19 protein-coding genes are annotated in these 19,949 nt (G+C 41.2%); 7 read left to right on the top strand and 12 right to left on the bottom strand.

Annotation, left to right across the window (positions count from 1 at the left end):
- Position 1: 1 nt before the first annotated feature.
- The 4 genes from B9Y81_RS07030 to B9Y81_RS07015 form a co-directional block, all read right to left on the bottom strand.
- Entirely contained in the window at positions 2–2,590 is a 2,589-nt protein-coding gene (locus B9Y81_RS07030) for an alpha-L-arabinofuranosidase C-terminal domain-containing protein (RefSeq protein ID WP_085536560.1), read from the bottom strand.
- Positions 2,591–3,069: 479 nt separating this feature from the next.
- Positions 3,070–3,651 carry a Maf family nucleotide pyrophosphatase gene (locus B9Y81_RS07025; protein ID WP_085536559.1) on the bottom strand — a complete coding sequence of 194 codons (582 nt, stop codon included), beginning with the start codon at positions 3,649–3,651 and terminating at the stop codon, positions 3,070–3,072.
- 14 nt (positions 3,652–3,665) lie between these two features.
- Positions 3,666–4,187, bottom strand: coding sequence for a KdsC family phosphatase (locus tag B9Y81_RS07020; protein WP_085536281.1), 522 nt, complete (start codon positions 4,185–4,187; stop codon positions 3,666–3,668).
- The gene (locus tag B9Y81_RS07015; protein WP_085536280.1) at positions 4,187–4,954 is read right to left on the bottom strand and encodes a Rossmann-like and DUF2520 domain-containing protein; all 768 of its coding nucleotides are present in this window, start codon (positions 4,952–4,954) and stop codon (positions 4,187–4,189) included. Before B9Y81_RS07015 ends, B9Y81_RS07020 begins: the two co-directional genes overlap by 1 nt.
- Positions 4,955–5,049: 95 nt before the next feature.
- On the opposite strand from B9Y81_RS07015, the gene B9Y81_RS07010 reads away from it, so the two are divergent.
- Together B9Y81_RS07010 and B9Y81_RS07005 are read left to right on the top strand one after the other, a co-directional pair.
- The gene (locus B9Y81_RS07010) at positions 5,050–5,865 is read left to right on the top strand and encodes an alpha/beta hydrolase (protein ID WP_085536279.1); all 816 of its coding nucleotides are present in this window, start codon (positions 5,050–5,052) and stop codon (positions 5,863–5,865) included.
- A 2-nt stretch (positions 5,866–5,867) separates the two neighbouring features.
- Entirely contained in the window at positions 5,868–6,341 is a 474-nt protein-coding gene (locus B9Y81_RS07005) for a cytidine deaminase (RefSeq protein WP_085536278.1), read from the top strand.
- A gap of 33 nt (positions 6,342–6,374) precedes the next feature.
- On the opposite strand, the gene B9Y81_RS07000 is transcribed toward B9Y81_RS07005, so the two are convergent.
- From B9Y81_RS07000 to B9Y81_RS06985, 4 genes are read right to left on the bottom strand one after another with little or no spacing between them, the layout of a single operon-like run.
- Positions 6,375–7,460, bottom strand: a complete 1,086-nt coding sequence (locus tag B9Y81_RS07000) for an LptF/LptG family permease (protein ID WP_085536277.1) — start codon at positions 7,458–7,460, stop codon at positions 6,375–6,377.
- A 3-nt stretch (positions 7,461–7,463) separates the two neighbouring features.
- Positions 7,464–8,594, bottom strand: coding sequence for a tRNA guanosine(34) transglycosylase Tgt (tgt, locus tag B9Y81_RS06995; protein WP_085536276.1), 1,131 nt, complete (start codon positions 8,592–8,594; stop codon positions 7,464–7,466).
- A gap of 35 nt (positions 8,595–8,629) precedes the next feature.
- Positions 8,630–10,210: a 4Fe-4S binding protein gene (locus tag B9Y81_RS06990; protein ID WP_085536275.1), complete on the bottom strand. Its 1,581-nt coding sequence runs from the start codon at positions 10,208–10,210 to the stop codon at positions 8,630–8,632.
- A complete protein-coding gene (locus tag B9Y81_RS06985; protein WP_085536274.1) occupies positions 10,210–11,142 on the bottom strand; it encodes a DUF362 domain-containing protein in 933 nt (310 codons plus the stop codon). Before B9Y81_RS06985 ends, B9Y81_RS06990 begins: the two co-directional genes overlap by 1 nt.
- A 95-nt stretch (positions 11,143–11,237) precedes the next feature.
- Between B9Y81_RS06985 and B9Y81_RS06980 the strand changes: the two genes are divergently transcribed.
- The gene (locus tag B9Y81_RS06980; protein WP_085536273.1) at positions 11,238–12,014 is read left to right on the top strand and encodes a hypothetical protein; all 777 of its coding nucleotides are present in this window, start codon (positions 11,238–11,240) and stop codon (positions 12,012–12,014) included.
- Between the two features lie 2 nt (positions 12,015–12,016).
- Here the strand turns inward: B9Y81_RS06980 and B9Y81_RS06975 are convergent, their stop codons facing one another.
- The 4 genes from B9Y81_RS06975 to B9Y81_RS06960 form a co-directional block, all read right to left on the bottom strand.
- Positions 12,017–12,610: an aminotransferase class IV family protein gene (locus tag B9Y81_RS06975; protein WP_085536272.1), complete on the bottom strand. Its 594-nt coding sequence runs from the start codon at positions 12,608–12,610 to the stop codon at positions 12,017–12,019.
- Positions 12,594–13,574 (bottom strand): aminodeoxychorismate synthase component I, encoded by a 981-nt coding sequence (locus B9Y81_RS06970; RefSeq protein ID WP_085536271.1) that lies wholly within the window; start codon positions 13,572–13,574, stop codon positions 12,594–12,596. Before B9Y81_RS06970 ends, B9Y81_RS06975 begins: the two co-directional genes overlap by 17 nt.
- 17 nt (positions 13,575–13,591) lie before the next feature.
- The gene (locus tag B9Y81_RS06965; RefSeq protein WP_085536270.1) at positions 13,592–14,467 is read right to left on the bottom strand and encodes a carbon-nitrogen hydrolase; all 876 of its coding nucleotides are present in this window, start codon (positions 14,465–14,467) and stop codon (positions 13,592–13,594) included.
- A 212-nt stretch (positions 14,468–14,679) separates the two neighbouring features.
- Complete coding sequence (locus B9Y81_RS06960) at positions 14,680–15,708, bottom strand: agmatine deiminase family protein (protein WP_085536269.1); 1,029 nt, start codon at positions 15,706–15,708, stop codon at positions 14,680–14,682.
- Positions 15,709–15,910: 202 nt separating this feature from the next.
- On the opposite strand from B9Y81_RS06960, the gene B9Y81_RS06955 reads away from it, so the two are divergent.
- The 4 genes from B9Y81_RS06955 to B9Y81_RS06940 all read left to right on the top strand — a co-directional run bounded on the left by B9Y81_RS06955 (position 15,911) and on the right by B9Y81_RS06940 (position 19,932).
- Positions 15,911–16,096, top strand: a complete 186-nt coding sequence (locus tag B9Y81_RS06955) for a hypothetical protein (RefSeq protein ID WP_085536268.1) — start codon at positions 15,911–15,913, stop codon at positions 16,094–16,096.
- A gap of 131 nt (positions 16,097–16,227) precedes the next feature.
- Positions 16,228–17,508 (top strand): hemolysin family protein, encoded by a 1,281-nt coding sequence (locus tag B9Y81_RS06950; RefSeq protein WP_085536267.1) that lies wholly within the window; start codon positions 16,228–16,230, stop codon positions 17,506–17,508.
- Between the two features lie 172 nt (positions 17,509–17,680).
- The gene (locus B9Y81_RS06945) at positions 17,681–18,418 is read left to right on the top strand and encodes an NUDIX hydrolase (RefSeq protein ID WP_085536266.1); all 738 of its coding nucleotides are present in this window, start codon (positions 17,681–17,683) and stop codon (positions 18,416–18,418) included.
- A 17-nt stretch (positions 18,419–18,435) separates the two neighbouring features.
- Positions 18,436–19,932 carry a xylulokinase gene (locus tag B9Y81_RS06940; protein ID WP_085536265.1) on the top strand — a complete coding sequence of 499 codons (1,497 nt, stop codon included), beginning with the start codon at positions 18,436–18,438 and terminating at the stop codon, positions 19,930–19,932.
- Positions 19,933–19,949 lie beyond the last annotated feature (17 nt).

Here is a 19,949-nt window from a genome sequence, read left to right as displayed (position 1 = left end):
ATTATTTATGTGTTTTAATTCGTATGACGGAAAAAGAGTGGGGCGGCATCTGATAATCAAAAATAGAATCTACTTCAATCCTATCTTCTTTTACCACAACGTCTTTATCATCAAGCGTTCCTTTAAGTGTTTCTAACCGGGCAGATTTGTCAGCGATGGTTATTCCGGACAAATCCAGCTTTGTTTTAACGTGAACAGGAAGGATATTAACCAATTTGATTATAACATCTCCGGTTGTATTGTCACGAACAATAGAAGAGGCAATACGTTTAGTTATTTCTGCCCGACCATCAGAAATATGGGTAGAAGCAGGAATATACGCATCGCCGGCATGCTGTCCGTATAACTTCTGTACGTAATATCCAACTGTTGGTTTTACCTCAGTGTTGTTAAAATAAATCAAATCAGGATTCCATTGTGTATAGCCTTCTTTTGCCAATAAAGGAGCATAGGATGTCATCGTTACGATATCTCCGTTTCTTTCTACGTTTGCCATGTGCAACGCTTCGCACAATGCCGTTTCAATGTTATTGTGTCTTCCCGGGATATGAGCGGCATATTCTCCTAAATATACTTTGGATTTTGTACGGTCATATCTGTCGTAATAATCCTGGTTGTTCAGAAACCAACCCGGCGATTGATAATAATGCTCATCTACCATAGGAATAGTTAATTTGGTTGCTAAATCCCATCCTTCCACATAGTCCGTTCCCTCACAAAAGGGGCCGGTAGTACCGATCACGGTAATTTCCGGATATTTTTCCTTGATGGCGTTATATATCATGGTAAAACGTTCCTCAAAAATAGCTGTGATCAAATCCTCATTTCCAACACCGATATATTTCAGATTAAAAGGATTGGGATGACCCGCTTTCGCCCTCTTTTTCCCCCATTCGGTTTTCACATCTCCATTGGCATATTCAATCAGGTTGAGGACAGACTGAACATATTCGGCCATCTCATTCATAGGAATACCCCCTTGCTGTCCGCCAATAACACATCCATGATGAGCCGAATTCTGACAAGGCACTCCTGCGGCAACCACCGGAATAGGTTCGGCTCCGATATCTTCGCAAAACTGAAAGTATTCAAAATAACCTAATCCGGCTGTTTGATGATATCCCCATAAATTGCGTTGTGGCTTGCGCTCCTCCGGTTCTCCGATTGTGTTTTCCCATCGGTATATATTCTTAAGACCGTCGCCGTGTGCCACACAACCTCCCGGAAAGCGAACAAAGCGTGGCTTCATATCAGCAAGAGTTTGCGCCAGATCTTCTCTTAATCCATTTTTGCGTCTTTTAAATGTATTCTGCGGAAACAAAGAAATCATATCCAGATCTACTCTTCCGGTTTGTTGAGGAAGAAGGACCAGCCGGGCATCACGAACCGTTTGTCCGGCAGTAATTACAACTTCATACTTTTTCCAATCTTTAGCTATTACCTTTGTAGATGCCTCTCCATACACTTCTCCGTTCTTTCCGATTAGACGAACAGTTATTTTCCCTTTTTTCATCTCAGAACTTCTGGCAAACACCGAAAAGTCATACTTTTCTCCCTGTTTCAACGCAATACCATCCCAACCCTCATTAATAAGTCCGGAGCCAATATTTTTCACATTCAACGCCGCATAGTTCTTATTATTAATATGTATAGGAGATATAGAATCAATAACGAATGAAATAGTATTATCGCTAACATCCCATGCTTTATAGCCATTCCAGTTCGGATCTTTTCGTTCCTTATCGTCGGGATTATATTCAAAGTCTCTGTTTTGTATTAATTCCGCGTATAGCCCTCCATCCGCTGCATAATTGATATCTTCGAAGAAAATACCGATCAACATATCACTGATAGATTTTTCCTTCTCCGGCATCCACCGAATAGAAATATCAACAGGCTCTTTCAATTCATTTGGATTTAAATAGGCCCTTTCGGCCCATTGCCCGTATTTATATGCCGTTAATTTTTGAGCGTCGATAAGCTTATCAACAACCTCTCGTGAAACCTTCCGGATTGTACCTGTTTCTTCGTTTCCATTCAACAAAGCAACTTGTTTGTTATTTGGTTTTCCGGCTATTTTTTTTGGCTCCGAATAGTTTTTAAAATCTTTTGTCGTAACCGAATAAAAGCGGTCATCACCAGATTTATTGCTAATCCAGCTGATTACATAATTCTGACTTGTCCGATCATAAGCAATTTCCGGCTCAAGAACATTATTATCAGGTAAAACCACAGGATAAGACTGTCGGCCCCAATAAACCAGATCAGCAGAAGAAGCATGAGCAAAGGCACCATCCGTGTCATTCAGACTCCAAATGCAATGCCACATTCCATCGGCAGATTGAAAAAGAAAAGGCGAGAATAGCTTTTTTTGTGACCCCCATCTCCCGTAATCAGATTTGAGGAAACTGTGTTCAGAACCAATAGCATGCCAGTTCCTGTTATCGATACTCCAAGCAAAATGAAGTCCGTTAGTATGATTGTTTTTGGCTGTAGCATAAGCAAAAATATAGGCGGAATCGGGCTCATTAGCCGACACTTTCCCTAAGCAGATCAACACTGAAAAAGCTAATAATAGTATGTTTTTCATAAAAGTAAAAATTAAAACTAATAGCTGTTCTGTTTCATGCATAGCTATTAACAACCCTTTTCCCCACAATAAAAAAACATGCAATAGTAGGAAAAAGAGACTGTAATTAAAACAGAGTGTAAAATTAACACCAAATAATTTGTTCCCCAATTAAATGCTGTATGCTTTAAAGCAGGAAATAACTTTTTGCACAAAAGTAAGCCCCAACCACCACGCTCTTAGAAAACCAAAAGCATAGTAATTAAAAAAAAGAATAAACAATAAAACAGAAACTATAAAGGACACAACTTGCTGCATAAAGTATATTTTTCTTTTTCCATATATATAGAAAAAGCTTTCTACAGATATAGAAAAACTTTACCATATATATAGAAAAACTTTACTACAGTTATGGAAAAAGGAAAATAAAGGTTATTCGGATAGAAATATAAGGAATGTATGGGAAAATGTGCTTTGTGTTGCTTCTTGTGTTTGTTTTTTTAAAATTGCCGGAGTTCGCGGTAGAGTCTTTGTACGGGTAGTCCCATTACATTGTAAAATGAACCGTTTATGGATTCTACTGCTATATAGCCAATCCATTCCTGAATTCCGTATGAACCGGCTTTGTCATAGGGATGGTATTTTTCGAGGTAATAATTTATTTCTTCGGGGGTTAGTTGCGCGAATGAAACGGTAGACAGGACTGAGAATTTTGTTGACTTCTCTTTTGTTATGATATATACGCCTGTTATTACGTGGTGTTCGCGACCGGATAAAAGATTAAGTATTCTTTTCGCATCCGTTTTATCTATGGGTTTGCCCAGAATTTCTTTGTCTGTTACCACTACAGTGTCTGCGGTTATCAGCAATTCATCGTCACTCATTTCTTTTTGAAAAGCTTCAGCCTTTTTACCGGCTATGTAAAGGGGAACTTCTTCAAATGGAATTGTAGACGGATAAGATTCGTCAATATCCGGAATCGTTTTCACCTTAAATTCAATATCTAATCCGGCCAACAGCATTTTTCTGCGCGGAGAATTAGAGCCTAATATTATGTTGTATTTTTTTAAATTGTCAAGCATCGTCTCTCTTTTTTTTACCATCCAAAAGCTTCTTCTCCCATCCATTTACCCTGTGCTTTCATGGTTTGCTCAATCACGTCACGGGCAATTCCTTCGCCACCATCTTTGTGGGATATATATTTGGCGATGGCTTTGATTTCGGGTGCGGCGTCAGCAGGAGCAACAGAAAGTCCCACACGTTTCATTACCTCATAGTCGGGGATGTCATCGCCGGCGTAAATCACTTCGTCTGCAGATAATCCGGATTTGTTGAGAAAGTCCTGAAAATCGTGCTTCTTTACCGAACTGGCCATATAGATATGTTGTACGCCAAGTCTGTCGAAACGCACTTTTACGGCTTCCGTGTTGCCTCCGGTAATGATTCCAACGTGATATCCGTGCTTAACGGCCAATTGCATTGCGTATCCGTCTTTGATATTTACCGTTCGCATGGGTTCTCCGTTGGGGTGGAGGGAGACAACGTCTTTAGACAATACGCCGTCAACATCAAATAAAAATGCTTTTATCTTTTTTAAGTCGTAATTAATACTGCTCATTATTGTTCGTTTTTTGTTTTGTAAATACTTTGACTCAATAGCCCGTAGATTGCTTTCATATCCTCCTGTTCTAACATATCCATGTGTTTTTCTATTACATTTTTATCGTATCGCACGGCCGGACCTGTTTGAGCTTGCATCGGGGTTAAATACTGTATTTTACTTGCAGTTTCTTCAATCAGCGGGATTAGTATTTCGGGAGAAATCTGCTTGTTCTCCAAAAGTTTCCAGGCTAAGCTCCACATGTGATTGGCAAAATTGCAGGCAAATACCGCAGCCAGATGTATTGTTTTTCGCTCTTCCGAGGTTAGTACTCGTATATCCTGCGTGAGAAGTGCGGAAGTGCTTTTCAACTGTGCTAAGTCTGCTGCATTATTTGCTTCCAGAATGAAAGGGATTTTAGAGAAATCCACAATGCGTTTCTTGCTGAATGTTTGTAAGGGATAGATCACGCCGTAGCGATCCGTATAGCCTTCGAAAATGTCAGCCGGCATACTCCCTGCCGTATGGAGCCAAAGACCTTTGTTCGGTTTTAAACGGGAGATCAGTTCAGCCAGGGCATCGTCTTTGACGGAGAAAATATACCAGTCGGCATCCGTAATAATATCGTCGGTAGAGGTAGTCCAAGGGCAGTCTAATTGATTTGCTAACAGCGAAGCACTCTCTTCCGTCCGACTATAAACCTGACTGATATGTAGTTTGTGACGGAACATTTCATTCGCAAGCGATGTCGCTAAATTACCTGCTCCGATAAATACAATATTCATGTTTGAATCAGCTTTTGAGTACTACGAAGATAGTAGATTTATTGTATGTCCCACAATTTTGCGTAAATTTGTTTTTCGCAACAATTACCTATTCCATGAAAAAAACGATAATTTTATTATGCTTATTTCTGACATTTGAGTTGTGTCCGTTACTCGCACAACATCATACTGTTTCGTTGGCTATTCCCTATAAAGAAAATGTAGTAGACGAATATAGCCGTGAACGTTGTGTGCTTGATGTTTATGTTCCGGTATCAAAGAAGGGTTTTCAAACACTTGTGTGGTTTCATGGGGGAGGACTTACCGGAGGAGATAAGAAGCATTTCCCCGAAGAATTGAAAGACAAAGATATTTGTATCGTTTCCGCGAATTACCGTTTGAGCCCTAAAGCCCAACATCCGGCCTATATTAAGGATGCCGCGGCAGCAGTTGCATGGGTTATAAAAAATATTGAACATTACGGAGGTGATCCTTCTCAAATATATGTAGGAGGACATTCCGCTGGAGGGTATCTTACTTCGATGATTGGTTTGGATAAAGAATATCTGAATGCTGAAGGGGTAGATGCCGATCAGGTCAAGGCTTATTATCCCGTTAGCGGACAAGCGATCACTCATTTTCAGATTCGCCAAGAACGCAATCTTTCAACAGACATTCCTTTGATTGATAACTATGCTCCTTTAGCTCATGTGAGAAAAGAAGCTGCTCCTTTTTTAATTGTAGCCGGTCAGACTGAAAAAGAAATGGCTTGCCGAACAGTTGAGAATCGCTTTTTATATGAAGCTTTATTAGCTGTAGGCAATCAAACTGCTGTTTTCCATGAATTATCCGGATTTGATCACGGTAATGTTGTTGAGCCTGCTTCTTTTTTGATATTGCAAGACATGAAACGACGTCAAACGAATAAATAATTATGGAAGAACAAGAAGTCCGAATAATCGTAAAATCCGCTCCGTTAAAAGAATGGGCGGCAGAATATCAGCTGTTGCATAAAGAAGCTATCGAAGCTGCGTCAAAAGCTTATGCGCCCTATTCTCATTTTCATGTAGGAGCAGCCGTTTTATTGGCCAATGGTGAGGTGGTTTCGGGTTCTAATCAGGAAAATGCAGCTTACCCTTCCGGACTTTGTGCCGAACGTGTAACTCTATTCTATGCCGGAGCAAAATATCCCGATGTACCTGTCAGGGCTATTGCCATAGCTGCTATAACCGGAGGAAAACTCGTTGAAGGTATTTCTCCCTGCGGAGGATGCCGTCAGGTAATGCTTGAAACAGAAATTCGTGCCGGTGCACCAATTAAAATATTCCTTTGCGGATCCGACAAAATGAGACTGATAGATAGTGCTGCATCGCTACTCCCGATAGGTTTTGACGGTAGTGATCTCTAAAAAAACAAAAAGAGCAAAATCAATAAGAAAAGATTATCGCGGAGCTTTCTGGTATAAATAAATTGCGATAAATGTGTAAAGGATATTCGGAATCCAAGAGGCTACCATAGCACTTACATACCCATTGACAGCAAATGTAGAAGTAACTGTCATAAATAAAATGTACGAGAAACTGAGTGCTAATCCGATTCCGATGTTCATTCCCATTCCTCCTTTTATCTTACGTGAAGACAAAGACACGCCAATGAGTGTCAGAATAAATGCCGTCATTATAGAAGCATAGCGTCTGTGATACTCTATTTCGAAGGTCTGGATATTGGCAATACCTCTCTTTTTCTGACGGTCTATGTATGTTTTCAACTGCGGACTGGTCATTGTTTCACAATCATTTATAGAAATAAGGAAGTCTGATGGTACGATTGTTAGTGTTGTGTCTTTTCGTGATCCGGATGTAATGTGTTCACGGGTCTCATCAAAATCACGAATCATGTAGTCGATTACTGTCCACTGGTGTAATGAATCGTATTTAATGGATTTCGCCGTCAGACGTGAAACTAATTTCTTTCCATCAAAATGCTCTAAAGAAAAGCGGTAGCCCATGTTTGACCTTGAATCAAATGTGCTAAAATAGGCCATAACACCCGATTCAACTTCTAATTGCACATTTTGGGCAGAAGTCTCTTTCTTGTTCTTAATGTATTTATTCTGAAAGTCAATACGTGTGGCATTCGCCGGCGGTATGACGTACGCATTCAATATAAATGTAAAGACAGTAATTACCGCTGCCGAAGTCATGTAAGGAAGCATAAGTCGCCTGAAACTCATTCCACTGGCCAGCATGGCTATGATCTCCGTATTGTCCGCCAGTTTAGATGTAAAGAAAATAACGGCAACAAACGTAATTAGCGGACTAAACATGCTGGCGAAATAAGGTATAAAGTTCTTATAATAATCAAATATGATCGCCTTCAGTGGAACATCCGGATTGAGGAATTTATCAATTTTCTCATTGATATCAAACACTACCGAAATAGCAATGAGCAATATGATTGCAAAAAAGTAAGTACCAAGAAATTGCTTGATAATGTACCAGTCGATTCGCTTCAATCCCAACTTCATAACTTATAATCTGTTTGATAGTTGTATAACCATATTGCTTTTCCACGATGAAAAGTCACCTTCAAGAATATGCTTACGTGCTTCTTTCACTAACCAAAGGTAAAACGCCAGATTATGAATTGAAGCAATTTGTAGACCGAGAATTTCTTCTACCTTAATCAAATGGTGCAAATAGGCTTTCGTATATAAGGTGTCTACTGAACAATGAGCGTCAGGATCGATAGGAGAGAAGTCGTCTGCCCATTTCTTGTTTCGCATATTCATTGTTCCGAATCGAGTAAAGAGCTGACCATTGCGACCATTGCGGGTAGGCATTATACAGTCGAACATATCTACACCTCTTTCAATACCTTCTAATAAATTGATTGGAGTACCGACGCCCATCAAATAGCGGGGTTTGTCGGATGGCAGAATGTCATTGACAAGTTCAATCATTTCATACATCTTTTCGACCGGTTCGCCAACAGCCAATCCACCGATAGCGTTGCCATCAGCTCCTTTACTTGCAACGAATTCCGCAGCTTGTTTTCTTAAGTCGGGATATATGCAACCCTGAACAATAGGGAACAGGCTTTGTTGATAGCCATATTTCGGCTCGGTAGAATTAAATTGAGTAAAGCAACGGTCTAACCAACGTTCGGTCAATGCCAGCGAATTTTTTGCGTACGCATAATCCGCATCTCCCGGACAACATTCATCGAAAGCCATGATGATATCTGCTCCGATAGTACGTTGTATATCCATCACCTTTTCAGGTGTAAATAAATGCTTGGAGCCGTCAATATGTGAACGAAACTCTGCACCTTCTTCCCGTATCTTGCGTATTTCTGCCAATGAAAAGACCTGAAAACCTCCACTGTCTGTCAGGATAGGTTTGTTCCAGCTGTTAAATTTATGAAGTCCACCGGCTCGCTCTAATATATCCAGTCCCGGGCGTAAGTAAAGATGATAGGTGTTGCCCAGAATAATCTGTGCTTCTATCTCCTCAATTAACTCTGTCATGTGAACGGCCTTTACGCTGCCTTGCGTACCGACCGGCATAAAAATGGGAGTCTCAATATCTCCGTGATCCGTTGAAATCAATCCTGCACGGGCATTTGACTTTGTATCTTTACCTTGTAAACTAAACTTCATTCGTCAAAATTTGCGACAAAGGTAACTATTTTCCTTTAGAAACCGAAGTCATCAATCTGCACCTCTTTCACTTCTTCCTCTTCGGGCAAATCAACGAAAAGATGTTCTGTATTTGCCTTAATCACGATAGCTCTGACAGGGCGTACCGGACAAATCGATTCACATCCACCACAACCGATACATAAGTCTTCCGTTACATTAGGAATAGTTAACGTTCCTTCATAGGGAACCATGTGTACAGCTTGTGTAGGACAGTGTTCGGAACAGGCTCCGCAATCTGTTTTTTCTGTGTGAACTATGCAGAGGTCAATCATGAATTTCGCAATACCCACTTGCGTGGTTATTTTTTCTTCTTTAGTGAGAGGCTTGATCGCATCAGTCGGACAAACGTCTGCACAGACCGTACATTCATAGTTGCAATAGCTGTCAATATAAGCCAGTCTCGGACGAAGCAGATAGTCCAACCCATATTCTAATCCGGTAGGACGAAGCACATGGCTTGGGCATTGCACCACACAAAGATGGCAGGCTGTACATTTATCTTTAAAACGTTCCAGACTAAGTGATCCCGGAGGTGTTATCGGCGGCCATTTTTTTATTTCTTTCTCTTTCTCCGTACTTACATTATCAGCTAAAGCGGATACAATAGGTGCTGAACCTGCAATAGCAACTGTTGTTGTCAGAAAGTTACGTCTTCCGTTCGGTTTCTTTAGTGCAGAAGTATCAATAGACAGATCGGTTAGTGCTTCCTGTTTGTTGCTTTTAAAAATCGGATTCAGCTTATAAGCTAAACCGTTTTTAGAACATGAGCTAACACAATTAAAACAAGTTACACAACGAGAGGCGTCTACTGTCATATTTTTGGCGTCAATTGCTTCAGCTTTGCAGCTATACTCACATTTACCACACTGAACGCAACCGGCTTTGTCAAAAGTAATGCGGAAAAGAGAATAACGGGAAATTAATCCCAAGGAAGAGCCTACCGGGCAAAGTGTGTTACAGAACAACCGCCCTCTGAAAACAACCATAATCACAAACAAAAGCAAAGCAGTGAATGCGGCAACTAAAGCCACAGTGGTTACTGTGCTTACTGTTACATGATAAAGCGAATAGTTGTCCATCTTCATGAACAGATCAGCTATTAAATTATTTCCCCACATAACAACCGGACGGAATAAGTTGGTTGCGATACGTCCGAAATTACTGTATGGGTCTAATAACATGACCAGGCCGGTAAAACCAAAAACGCCTAAAATAACGGTAACGGCCAACAAACCGTACCGTAACACATTTGATGGTTTCCGGAAAAGAAAACGACGGGAGCCTTTCTTTTTTTTCTTTCCGATGCAAAACAACCGGTTGATAATATCCTGCAATATACCTGCCGGGCAAAGCACAGAACAATAAATACGTCCGAAAAGAAAAGCAAGAACAGCCTGCAACACAAGAATGCCGATAAAGCCACCCAACAAGGCCGGTATTATCTGGAAATCCAATAAACGGCTTAAACTGTCAGGCAATACATCCGAGAAATCTACAAAAAAGAAAGTTATAGGTAAGAAAAAGAGGATCGCGAGAATTACCCGCGACCACTTCAATAAAGCTCCTTGTTTCATTATATTTTAATACGTTTGATCGTTAGTTTATCCAGGCTTGTTGTTCCCAGTTTAAACTCTTCGCCTTTACCAATATGTCCGACGGCTTCCATTTCAAGCTTCTTGACCTGATTGAACAGACCCAAGGCGGCTGTGTCTATCGCAACAATATTGGGAGAAATAATTAAGGATTTTAATGTAGCTATATCAGCTGCGCTTTTACCTTGCGGACCGTTTTGGTGCATGATGCGATAAGCGTCTACAATATTTAATACAGGTTTTTTATTCCATGTACAAACATCGGCAATACACTGTTGCAGGTCATTTTGATGGAAGAAACGTCGGTCCCATACAATACCCATATAGTTTTTCATTGCACAGGTGAGTTTTGCACCACCATGATTTTTCAGCACGGGCACATTAATCCAGGCGTCAGCTTCAATTAAAGCTTCATGTATAGCAGTGCTTTTAAGATTCTTGCCTAATGGCAGATCAACCGGTTTATAGTACTTTTCATCATTTCCGGGCATAATAATGCCACCGGCTTCTTTTACGGCAGCGGCAATACCACTTGAGTCATAACATTTTTGCCAGTTATCACAAGTGTGATCAAAAACAGTAACCTTTGAAGCTCCCGCGTCCAAGCATCTTTTTACCAGAGCCTTGACTAATGCAGGGTTTGTGTTACCTGCCAATTCCGGAGTGCGATCCCAGCCGATATTCGGTTTGATTACTACCTTTTGTCCTTTTTTGATATATTTACTTATACCACCGAGTGCTTCCAATGCTTTGTCAAGCATAACTTCGGGTTCACCTCCCATTACAGCAACCATATCCGGTGCTTTCTCTACAGCAATTGTATTTGATGAAAGAGCAGCATGCAGATTGTCGAAATTTAAAGATAGAGCGGCGCCTGCAATAGCACTTGTTTTAAGAAAATCGCGTCGTTTCATTTTATAGATGGATTAGAATTATACTTAGCATGAACAAAGATAAACCATAATCACGAAAAAATAAAGTAATTTTACCTGCATAAAATGTTATTTATATGAAATTGCACGTACCCCTTTCTTTTGAAAATTTTATAGCAGCTGTTTCTGTTGGCGAAATTGGACGGGAAATTAATTTGATCTTGTCTAACAGGTTGAATGATAGTTGCTTGTCGGAGTGTTCTTACGGCTTGTATTTGTTTCGTAAGGCGATTTACAATTTTGAAAAGAAAAAAGGCATTCCCCTTGCTGAAAGTAAAGGCGAAATCCCGTTTTTCAGGGAAAACCTGAATTTGTTAGTCGGTCCGGAGATGCATATTTACGCCACTCGCCTTTATGAAACTTACGAAACCTGTTTAACTACACATCCCGATTTGATACTTACCCTTAATTATGAACAGTTAGGCGAGCATTGCATTTTTGAGAACTTGTTTCTGCTCAGATGCAAATATGATGAAGAACAACATATCCGCTTTTTTGAAGATCAATTGGAAAAAGAATACGACAAATTCTTTTATGATGATGAGTACACGGGATTTGCTGTGGATTCCCGATTCTTTTCCTTGCTCTGCAATGCTTGTTTAGAAATCAGGGCGGCTCATTTGTCTGCCCAAAAAGAATGGATTTTGGCGCGATTGCTTATGCCCGAAGACGCCGCTTATCGGTATCATGACGGTTGTTTGGAATCTTTTGCCACGACTCCTCTTCCGATAGAAATCATTGAACGGATCAGTATGCCCGATTACAAAAAGCGTAGAGATGAATACACCGCGCTTGCCGGATTCTTAAAACAGAAAGGGCTGAGTCCGGAAGAACTTCTGGATGGATTTGAATAAGTTCAGTCGAGACGAATCGCGTCAACGGGCAATTCTAATTCTCCAAAATCGATCATGGCATTAAAAAGCCGTATCCTAAGGTACTCTTTCAGGTTATCGACTTTGATGTCTTTTGAGTGAATTATACCCTCTTGTAATAGTTTTTCGCGCATTGTGCCCTGAAGTAATGGTGTAGCCGGCGTGATCCAGCGGTTTCCATCCCACAATGCGATATTGCAGATCGATGTGTCCGTAAGGAGGTTGTCGCGAACGATTAACACATCGTCGGCACCTTGTTTTTGGTCGAACAGATGGTTTATTGCACTGCGATCTGTTTTCTTGAAGTCGTATAATAAATCATTGGCTTCAATACACCTAAGGCTTTTTACCGGGCGAATAGTGTAGGGGGTGTATGTTATGTTCAGCACTTTTGCGTTATATTCCACACGACAGCGAGTTCTTTGGTGGTAATTGTCCGGAAGTAGGAGTTGTTTTAATTCAATAGGCTTACTACCCGCAAAGAAGTGGTTTCTTGTTCTATCCATTCGTTGTTGGTGTGCCTCAATATGATAGAGGCGTCCGCATTCGATACGTATGGTTTCAATAAATCGGCACATACACTTTTTGTTTGAGTTCGTTGTATTCCTTATCTACATTGCTTTGCGCGGTTATTCCCCCACCACTACGAAAGAGCAGCTGTTCGCCTTTTTGCTCGATAAAGCGGATTAAAACCGTGCTGTCTAACTGCTCACCGTCAAAATAGCCACTTATTCCGGTGTAAAAACCCCTGCTGTCGATCTCTGCTTCTTCTATTATTTCGAGTGTTTTTGTTTTAGGAGCTCCGCTGATCGAACCTGCCGGAAGCAGTTCAAAAAGAATATGACCAATGCTTCCTTTCCAGTTGTCCGGCAATTTCCCTTCAATCTCCGAACTCACCTGTAACAATTCTCCCCGGTTGGTGATCAGCCGGTCCAGGTAGCGGTATCTTTTTACCTCTACTTCTGAAGCTACGCGGCTGAGGTCATTGCGAATCAAATCAACGATTGTGGCATGTTCGGCTTCTTCCTTTTTGTTGGAAAGGATTTGTGTTTCCGCGTCGGGCAAAGACGCGTCTATTGTGCCTTTCATCGGAAAAGAACGGATGCAATTATCCTTGATGCGGACAAATATCTCCGGAGAAAAACAAACGAATTCATCTTTCAGCCAGATCTTATACGGTGCTTTAGCCGCTTGAAAAATTGACTCTAAAGTCAGGTTTGTTGTTATTCGGGTGGGAAAAGTAAGATTAAGCAAGTAGGAGTTACCTGCTTTAATCTGGTTGGACACGTAGTTGAACGCTTTCTCGTAAACAGGAAAAGGAATCGGTTCTGTTTGCCATTCAACCGGCTGTATATTCGCACGGCAACAGGTGTTGTTCGTAAACCCGTTCAGGTTGTATATTAGTTTTGTTTTATCAATTTCATGCGGCTCATAAAGATGTATGATGTTTGCCCCGAAATTGATGATAAAAAGGAAGGGTTTTCCTGCCCTTCCTTTATTATTCATGTATTTTATTGCTTCTTGCTGAGAATGAACGATCATATATACGCATTGCAATGTTAAAGCAGAAAACGTTTGTTTAAATCGTCGAAAGCATCTATACGGCGGTCGCGAAAGAACGGCCACCAACGGCGAACATTTTCGGTTCGCTCTTTGTCGATGTCTAAAACAGTTACAGACTCCGAGTCATTCGGCAGCACGGTAAGTAATTCGCCTTGCGGACCGGCCACAAAACTATTTCCCCAAAACTGTATTCCGTTTGTTTGTCCGGAAGGATCCGGTTCGTGTCCCGTTCTGTTAACAGCAATAACCGGAAGTCCGTTTGCTACCGCATGTCCGCGTTGTACGGTAACCCAGGCGTCTAACTGCCTTTGTTTCTCGTCAGACGGATCTGTGCTTTCCCAGCCGATAGCCGTAGGATAGATCAGCACCTCCGCGCCGGCCATTGCCATCAGGCGGGCAGCCTCGGGATACCATTGATCCCAACACACCAATACGCCTAATTTGCCGACAGACGTTTCGATCGGTTTGAAGCCCAGATCGCCGGGTGTAAAATAAAACTTTTCGTAGTAAGCCGGGTCATCCGGAATATGCATCTTGCGGTATTTGCCCGCGATTGAGCCGTCTTTTTCCAGCACCACCGCCGTGTTGTGATACAAACCCGGAGCTCTTTTCTCAAACAAGGATAAAACAATTACCACCTTTAATTCCTTTGCCAATGCACCGAATAATTCGGTGGAGGGGCCGGGTATTGATTCCGCCAGGTTGAACAACGAGGTGTCTTCCGTTTGGCAAAAATAAAGGCCGTTATGCAATTCCTGAAGTACGATAAGTTCCGCTCCCTGATCTGCGCAGGCACGAATACTATCTTGTAGCTTTGCTATATTGGCAGGTATATCTGCCGAGTTATGTTGTTGAATAATTCCGATTCTCATTGTATGAATATTTTGTTAAAAAGATGGCGATTGTGAAGCAAAATTGAAGCGTCTTTTTTTTAGCATCCTTTACGAAAAAAAATATATCCTTTATTTTTGAAAAAATATCCTTTATTTTTCGAAAAATAACCTTTATGTTTTTGATGCTCTACAGGCGTTGATTATCAACGCCTCTGAAAAGCGCGTTTTTTAGCTGTCAGCCAACCGTATTTTTAAGAGATAAAACCTTCCGGAAATTGCATGGTTACGCAATGTAACGATCCGTGTTGCTTTATTAAAGGCAGGCAATTAATACCTATCACTTCCCGGTCCGGAAAAGCCTTTTGCAAAGCAATTCTTGCTATTTCGTCTTTAGGTGAATTATAGAAAGGCAGAAGCACAGCTCCATTGATGATCAGGAAATTGGCATAAGTTGCCGGAAGTCTATCACCTGCCCATATTACTTCGTCTGCCATTGGCAAGGCAATCAGATTGTAAGGTTCGCCGTTGGTTTGCAGGAAAGCCTTTATTTCCTCTTCCATTTGCAGCAATTCGTCGTAATGCTCATCGTTTTCGTCTGTGCATTTTACGTAAGCTATTGTGTCTTCACTGCAAAAGCGAGCCAATGTGTCGATATGGCTGTCCGTGTCGTCGCCGGCCAGGTAGCCACTTTCAAGCCACAGTATACGCTCAAACCCGAAAATGTCTTTCAGGTGCTGTTCTATCTGTGAGCGGTCGAGGTATTCGTTCCGATTGCTTGACAGAAGACATTCGGCAGTGGTAAGCAAGGTGCCTTTGCCGTCTGATTCAAGACTTCCGCCTTCCAGCACAAACGGTTGCATATTGGCCGGAATAACGCCATCGGCAAACGTGTTCGAGTAAATCAGGTTTCGGTTGATGAGGTTATCTTTATCGGCCGCGAATTTCATCCCCCAGCCATTAAATGTGAAATCGTAAACCATGGATTCTTCGCCGTCGAAAACGGAAATTCCACCATGATCACGCGCCCATGTATCGTTCGTGTCCATTTCACGAAAGATGATTTTGCTTTCATCCACTTCGCCTAAAACGGCGCGTACCTCTTGTTCGTCCGGGCAAACAATAAGCAACTTCTCCCGTTTCATGATCTCTTTGGCAATAGTCACAAAACAGGGGATTACTTCGCTCAATAACGGCGCCCAATCCGTACCTTTATGCGGCCATGTTAATTGAACCGCACTTTGCGGATACCATTCCGCGGGAAAAATAACACGATCTTCCATTGTATTCATGAATTACTGCCTACAAAGCTATATCAAATATCCGAAATAATATATTACTGATACCTACAGAAAGCGAAAGGGTATAGTAAAAGTGTTGTCCCTATACTTTTTATAGTTATAATACATGTTGTATAGAAAATGTTCACGTTGTTTCCCTGATATTTACTAAATTTGTTGTCTATCAAATCAAAAGAAGGTACGAATGGCACAGCATAATTGCGAAAACTGCTCCTTGCGAACAAAATATGATAAAGCCCCCAAGTCATTAATCGGAAGGTTTTGGCGTTGGCATATTAACTTTTGTCCCGGCTGGAAAAACTATATTTCTTCTTTGGAGGAGGATGAAAAGCAAGCATTGAAAGCTAAATACCAATTGAAAAAGGTGTAATACCTGTATCCGTCATGACAGAATTTATGATCAGTCTATCATAAAATAATGATAGTTTAATACCCTGTATTGTATCGAATTCCTAAATAATAACTACATTCGCATTACGAAATATTATTTTTAATATACAAATGGAAATTATCATTATTATTGGTCTGATCCTGTTAAACGGACTTCTTTCCATGTCGGAAATAGCACTTGTTTCCGCCCGTAAATCAAAACTTGAAATTGAAGCCAAAAAGGGAGGGAAAGCTGCTCAGACCGCCTTAACTTTAATGAGTAAACCCGATACTTTTTTTTCCACCATTCAGATAGGTATCACGTTGATCGGTATTCTAACCGGTTTGTATTCCGGTGAAGCCTTTGCTAAAGACCTGGCGGAAATAGTGGAACGAATACCTATACTGGAACCTTATGCTCTTCTGATCTCTAAAGCATTGATTGTTATTATTGTGACTTATGGCACATTAATTTTAGGTGAGCTGGTACCTAAGAGGGTAGGTATGGGTAAGGCAGAGAGAATTGCCAAAATAATGGCCAGGCCGATGTCTTTTCTGTCTGTTGTTACATCTCCCGTGGTTTGGTTTCTCTCGATCAGCACAAATTTTGTGCTGGGTCTTTTGGGTATGAATAAAATGGATGACAGCAAAGTAACCGAAGAAGAAATAAAAGCAATCGTTAAAGAAGGCTTGGATGACGGTGAAGTGCAGGAGGTAGAACAAGATATTGTAGAGCGGGTGTTCAATCTGGGCGATCGTAATATTGGTACAATTATGACACATCGTGCTGACCTTGTATGGCTTGACCCGACTGATACGCGCGAGTTTATTAAAGAAAAGGTAAAGGAGCATTTGTTTAATACTTATCCGGTTGCCTCCGAAAAGTTTGATAATATAGTAGGTGTTGTTCATCTGAAAGATTTGTTTTTGCAATTGGACGCGCCGGATTTTTCGTTGGATCAGGTGATTCGACCTGCACAGTTCCTGCCCGAAAATTTAAGCGTCTATAACGCGCTGGAACAGTTTAAGGAAGCACGTGTGAAATCCGCGTTGGTTACGGATGAGTTTGGCGGTATACAGGGAATTGTAACGCTTAAAGATATTATGGAAGCCTTGATCGGACAAATGCCGGAAGTGGGTGAGGAGTTGGAAATTGTTCCGCGTGAAGACGGCACATGGCTGGTTGACGGGCAATTTTCATTTTACGATTTCCTTGATTATTTCGATATGGAAGATCTTTATGCCGAACATGATTACAATACATTAGCCGGACTTGTGCTCGAAGTGCTTGAGCGAGTTCCCCGAACCGGCGAAAAACTAACCTGGCTGAACTTCGAATTTGAAATTGTCGATATGGACGGTGTGCGTATTGATAAAGTGCTTGTGAAGAAACTTTATGATAATGAAATATAAATGATTTATATATCTTCTTTTATACATTAACTATTTTGTTCTTCTTGTATGCTGTAAGATAATGAATTGTCAGAATTATAAGGTGTTATCATTGTTGAATAACACCTTTTTTTTATTGTGAATTTTAAAATAATGTGTTTATATTTGTGTCCTTCATAAGGCGGTAATACAAATGAAAACACAACATATCCATACAGAAATCCTTTCTCCACACGTGTCTGTAGACTGTGTATTGCTGGGTATAGTAGATGATAAACTATGTGTTCTGCTTGCGGAACTAACCCGAGAAAATCATGAAAAAGGATTGAAACTTCCCGGTAGTTTGATTTATGAAACGGAGGATTTAGATCAGGCGGCTTCTCGTATATTAAAAGAATCTACCGGACTTACCCGCATTCCTTTGAAACAATTCCGAAGCTTTGGAGACCCCGGGCGTACGGCCAATATAGATGATGTGCATTGGTTGGAACGATCGTCCAAACTTAAGGTAGGAAGAATTGTGACGGTTGCTTATCTTGCGTTGTGCAAGGTGCGTAAACGCATGAATACGAATGAACGGTATAATTTAGCGCATTGGATACCGGTAGAAAACCTTCCTCGCCTTTTATTTGACCATGAACATATTGTGAAAACAGCGGTGCAGGAAATTCGCAAACTGGTTGATATTGAACCTAAAATAGTTTTCGACTATTTGCCTTCCAAGTTTACGGTAGCCGAACTTAGGCGTACGTATGAAATCATTTATGATAAAAAGCTGGATGTTCGTAATTTTCATAAGAAAGTAAATTCACTTGGTTATATCGTGCCTACGGATGAGATGGAAGAGGGTGTGCCGCATCGTTCTGCCCGTTTCTATCGTTTCGATGCTATTAAATACAAGAAGATTTATTCAAAATTGAGTAATAACTAAAATAAATACGAAGAACTATGTACCTGTTAGGATGTGATATCGGCAGCTCGTCGGTAAAGGCTTCGGTTGTAAACGGAGAAACGGGACAGACCGTAGGCTCCGACTTTTTTCCAAAAGAAGAGGCGTTTATTAAAGCTGTAAAACCCGGATGGGCAGAGCAAAACCCGGATGATTGGTGGACTTACCTTAAACTTGCGATATCGGGCGCTTTGCGTAACGCGGGTGTAGACGGTGCTGATATAAAGGCTATTGGTATATCTTATCAGATGCACGGTCTTGTGCTGGTTGATAAGAATATGAATGTGCTTCGTCCTTCAATAATCTGGTGTGACAGCCGTGCGGTAGGTTTGGGCGACCATGCTTTTCGTTCCATAGGAGAGGAAACGAGTTTGTCTCACTTGCTGAACTCACCGGGTAACTTTACTGCTTCAAAATTGGCTTGGGTAAAGGAAAACGAACCGGATTTATTTAAAGAAGTACATAAGTTTATGTTGCCCGGAGACTTTATTGCTATGCGGATGACCGGAGAAACAGCTACTACTGTGTCCGGTTTGTCTGAAGGTATCTTCTGGGATTTTAAAAATAACAAAATCTCGTCCGACTTAATGTCATACTACGGTTTTGACGAAAGCATAGTTCCTGCTGTTTGTCCGACTTTCGGTGTGCAGGGTGAGCTTCAATCTGCTGTTGCTGCTGAGTTGGGGTTGAAAAAAGGAACTCCGGTTACGTATCGCGCAGGCGACCAACCTAACAATGCATTGTCTCTGAATGTACTTAACCCCGGTGAGATCGCTGCTACGGGAGGTACGTCCGGAGTGGTTTATGGCGTAAACGGACATATTAATTATGATACCCTCTCACGGGTAAATACTTTTGCCCATGTGAATCATACGGCAGAAAACCCGCGATTGGGCGTGCTGCTTTGCATTAATGGAGTGGGAATCCTTAATTCGTGGATAAAGAAAAACGTTGCTCCCGAAGGTATCAGCTATGAGCGGCTAAATGATCTGGCTGCTACTGTTCCGATCGGAGCAGAAGGTTTGTCGGTTTTGCCTTTTGGAAACGGTGCAGAGCGTATGCTGGAGAATAAAGACAGCAGCTGCGTAATCAACGGACTTAATTTTAATATCCATACGAAAGCACATATGGCTCGCGCGGCACAGGAAGGTATCGTGTATGCTTTTAAATATGGAATGGATATTATGAACGATATGGGTATTCATATAGATGTGATTCGCGCCGGCAATGCAAATATGTTCCTGAGTCCGATCTTCCGTGAGGCATTATCCGGAGTAACCGGAGCAGTGATCGAATTGTATGATACTAACGGGGCTGTAGGTGCCGCAAAAGGCGCGGGTATCGGTGCCGGAATCTATAAAAATGCCGAAGAAGCTTTTGCTTCATTAAAGAAAATAGATGTGATCGAACCAAACAAACTCACCACAGACAGCTATTGCGAGGCTTACACAGTCTGGAAAGAGCAGCTTAATAAAGAAATGACTACAAAAAAATAAACAATATTTATTCTTAA

This window comes from Massilibacteroides vaginae, assembly GCF_900178525.1.
In the GTDB taxonomy this organism is placed as follows: Bacteria; Bacteroidota; Bacteroidia; order Bacteroidales; family Tannerellaceae; genus Massilibacteroides; species Massilibacteroides vaginae.
This window is presented reverse-complemented; position numbering and strand designations above follow the sequence as displayed.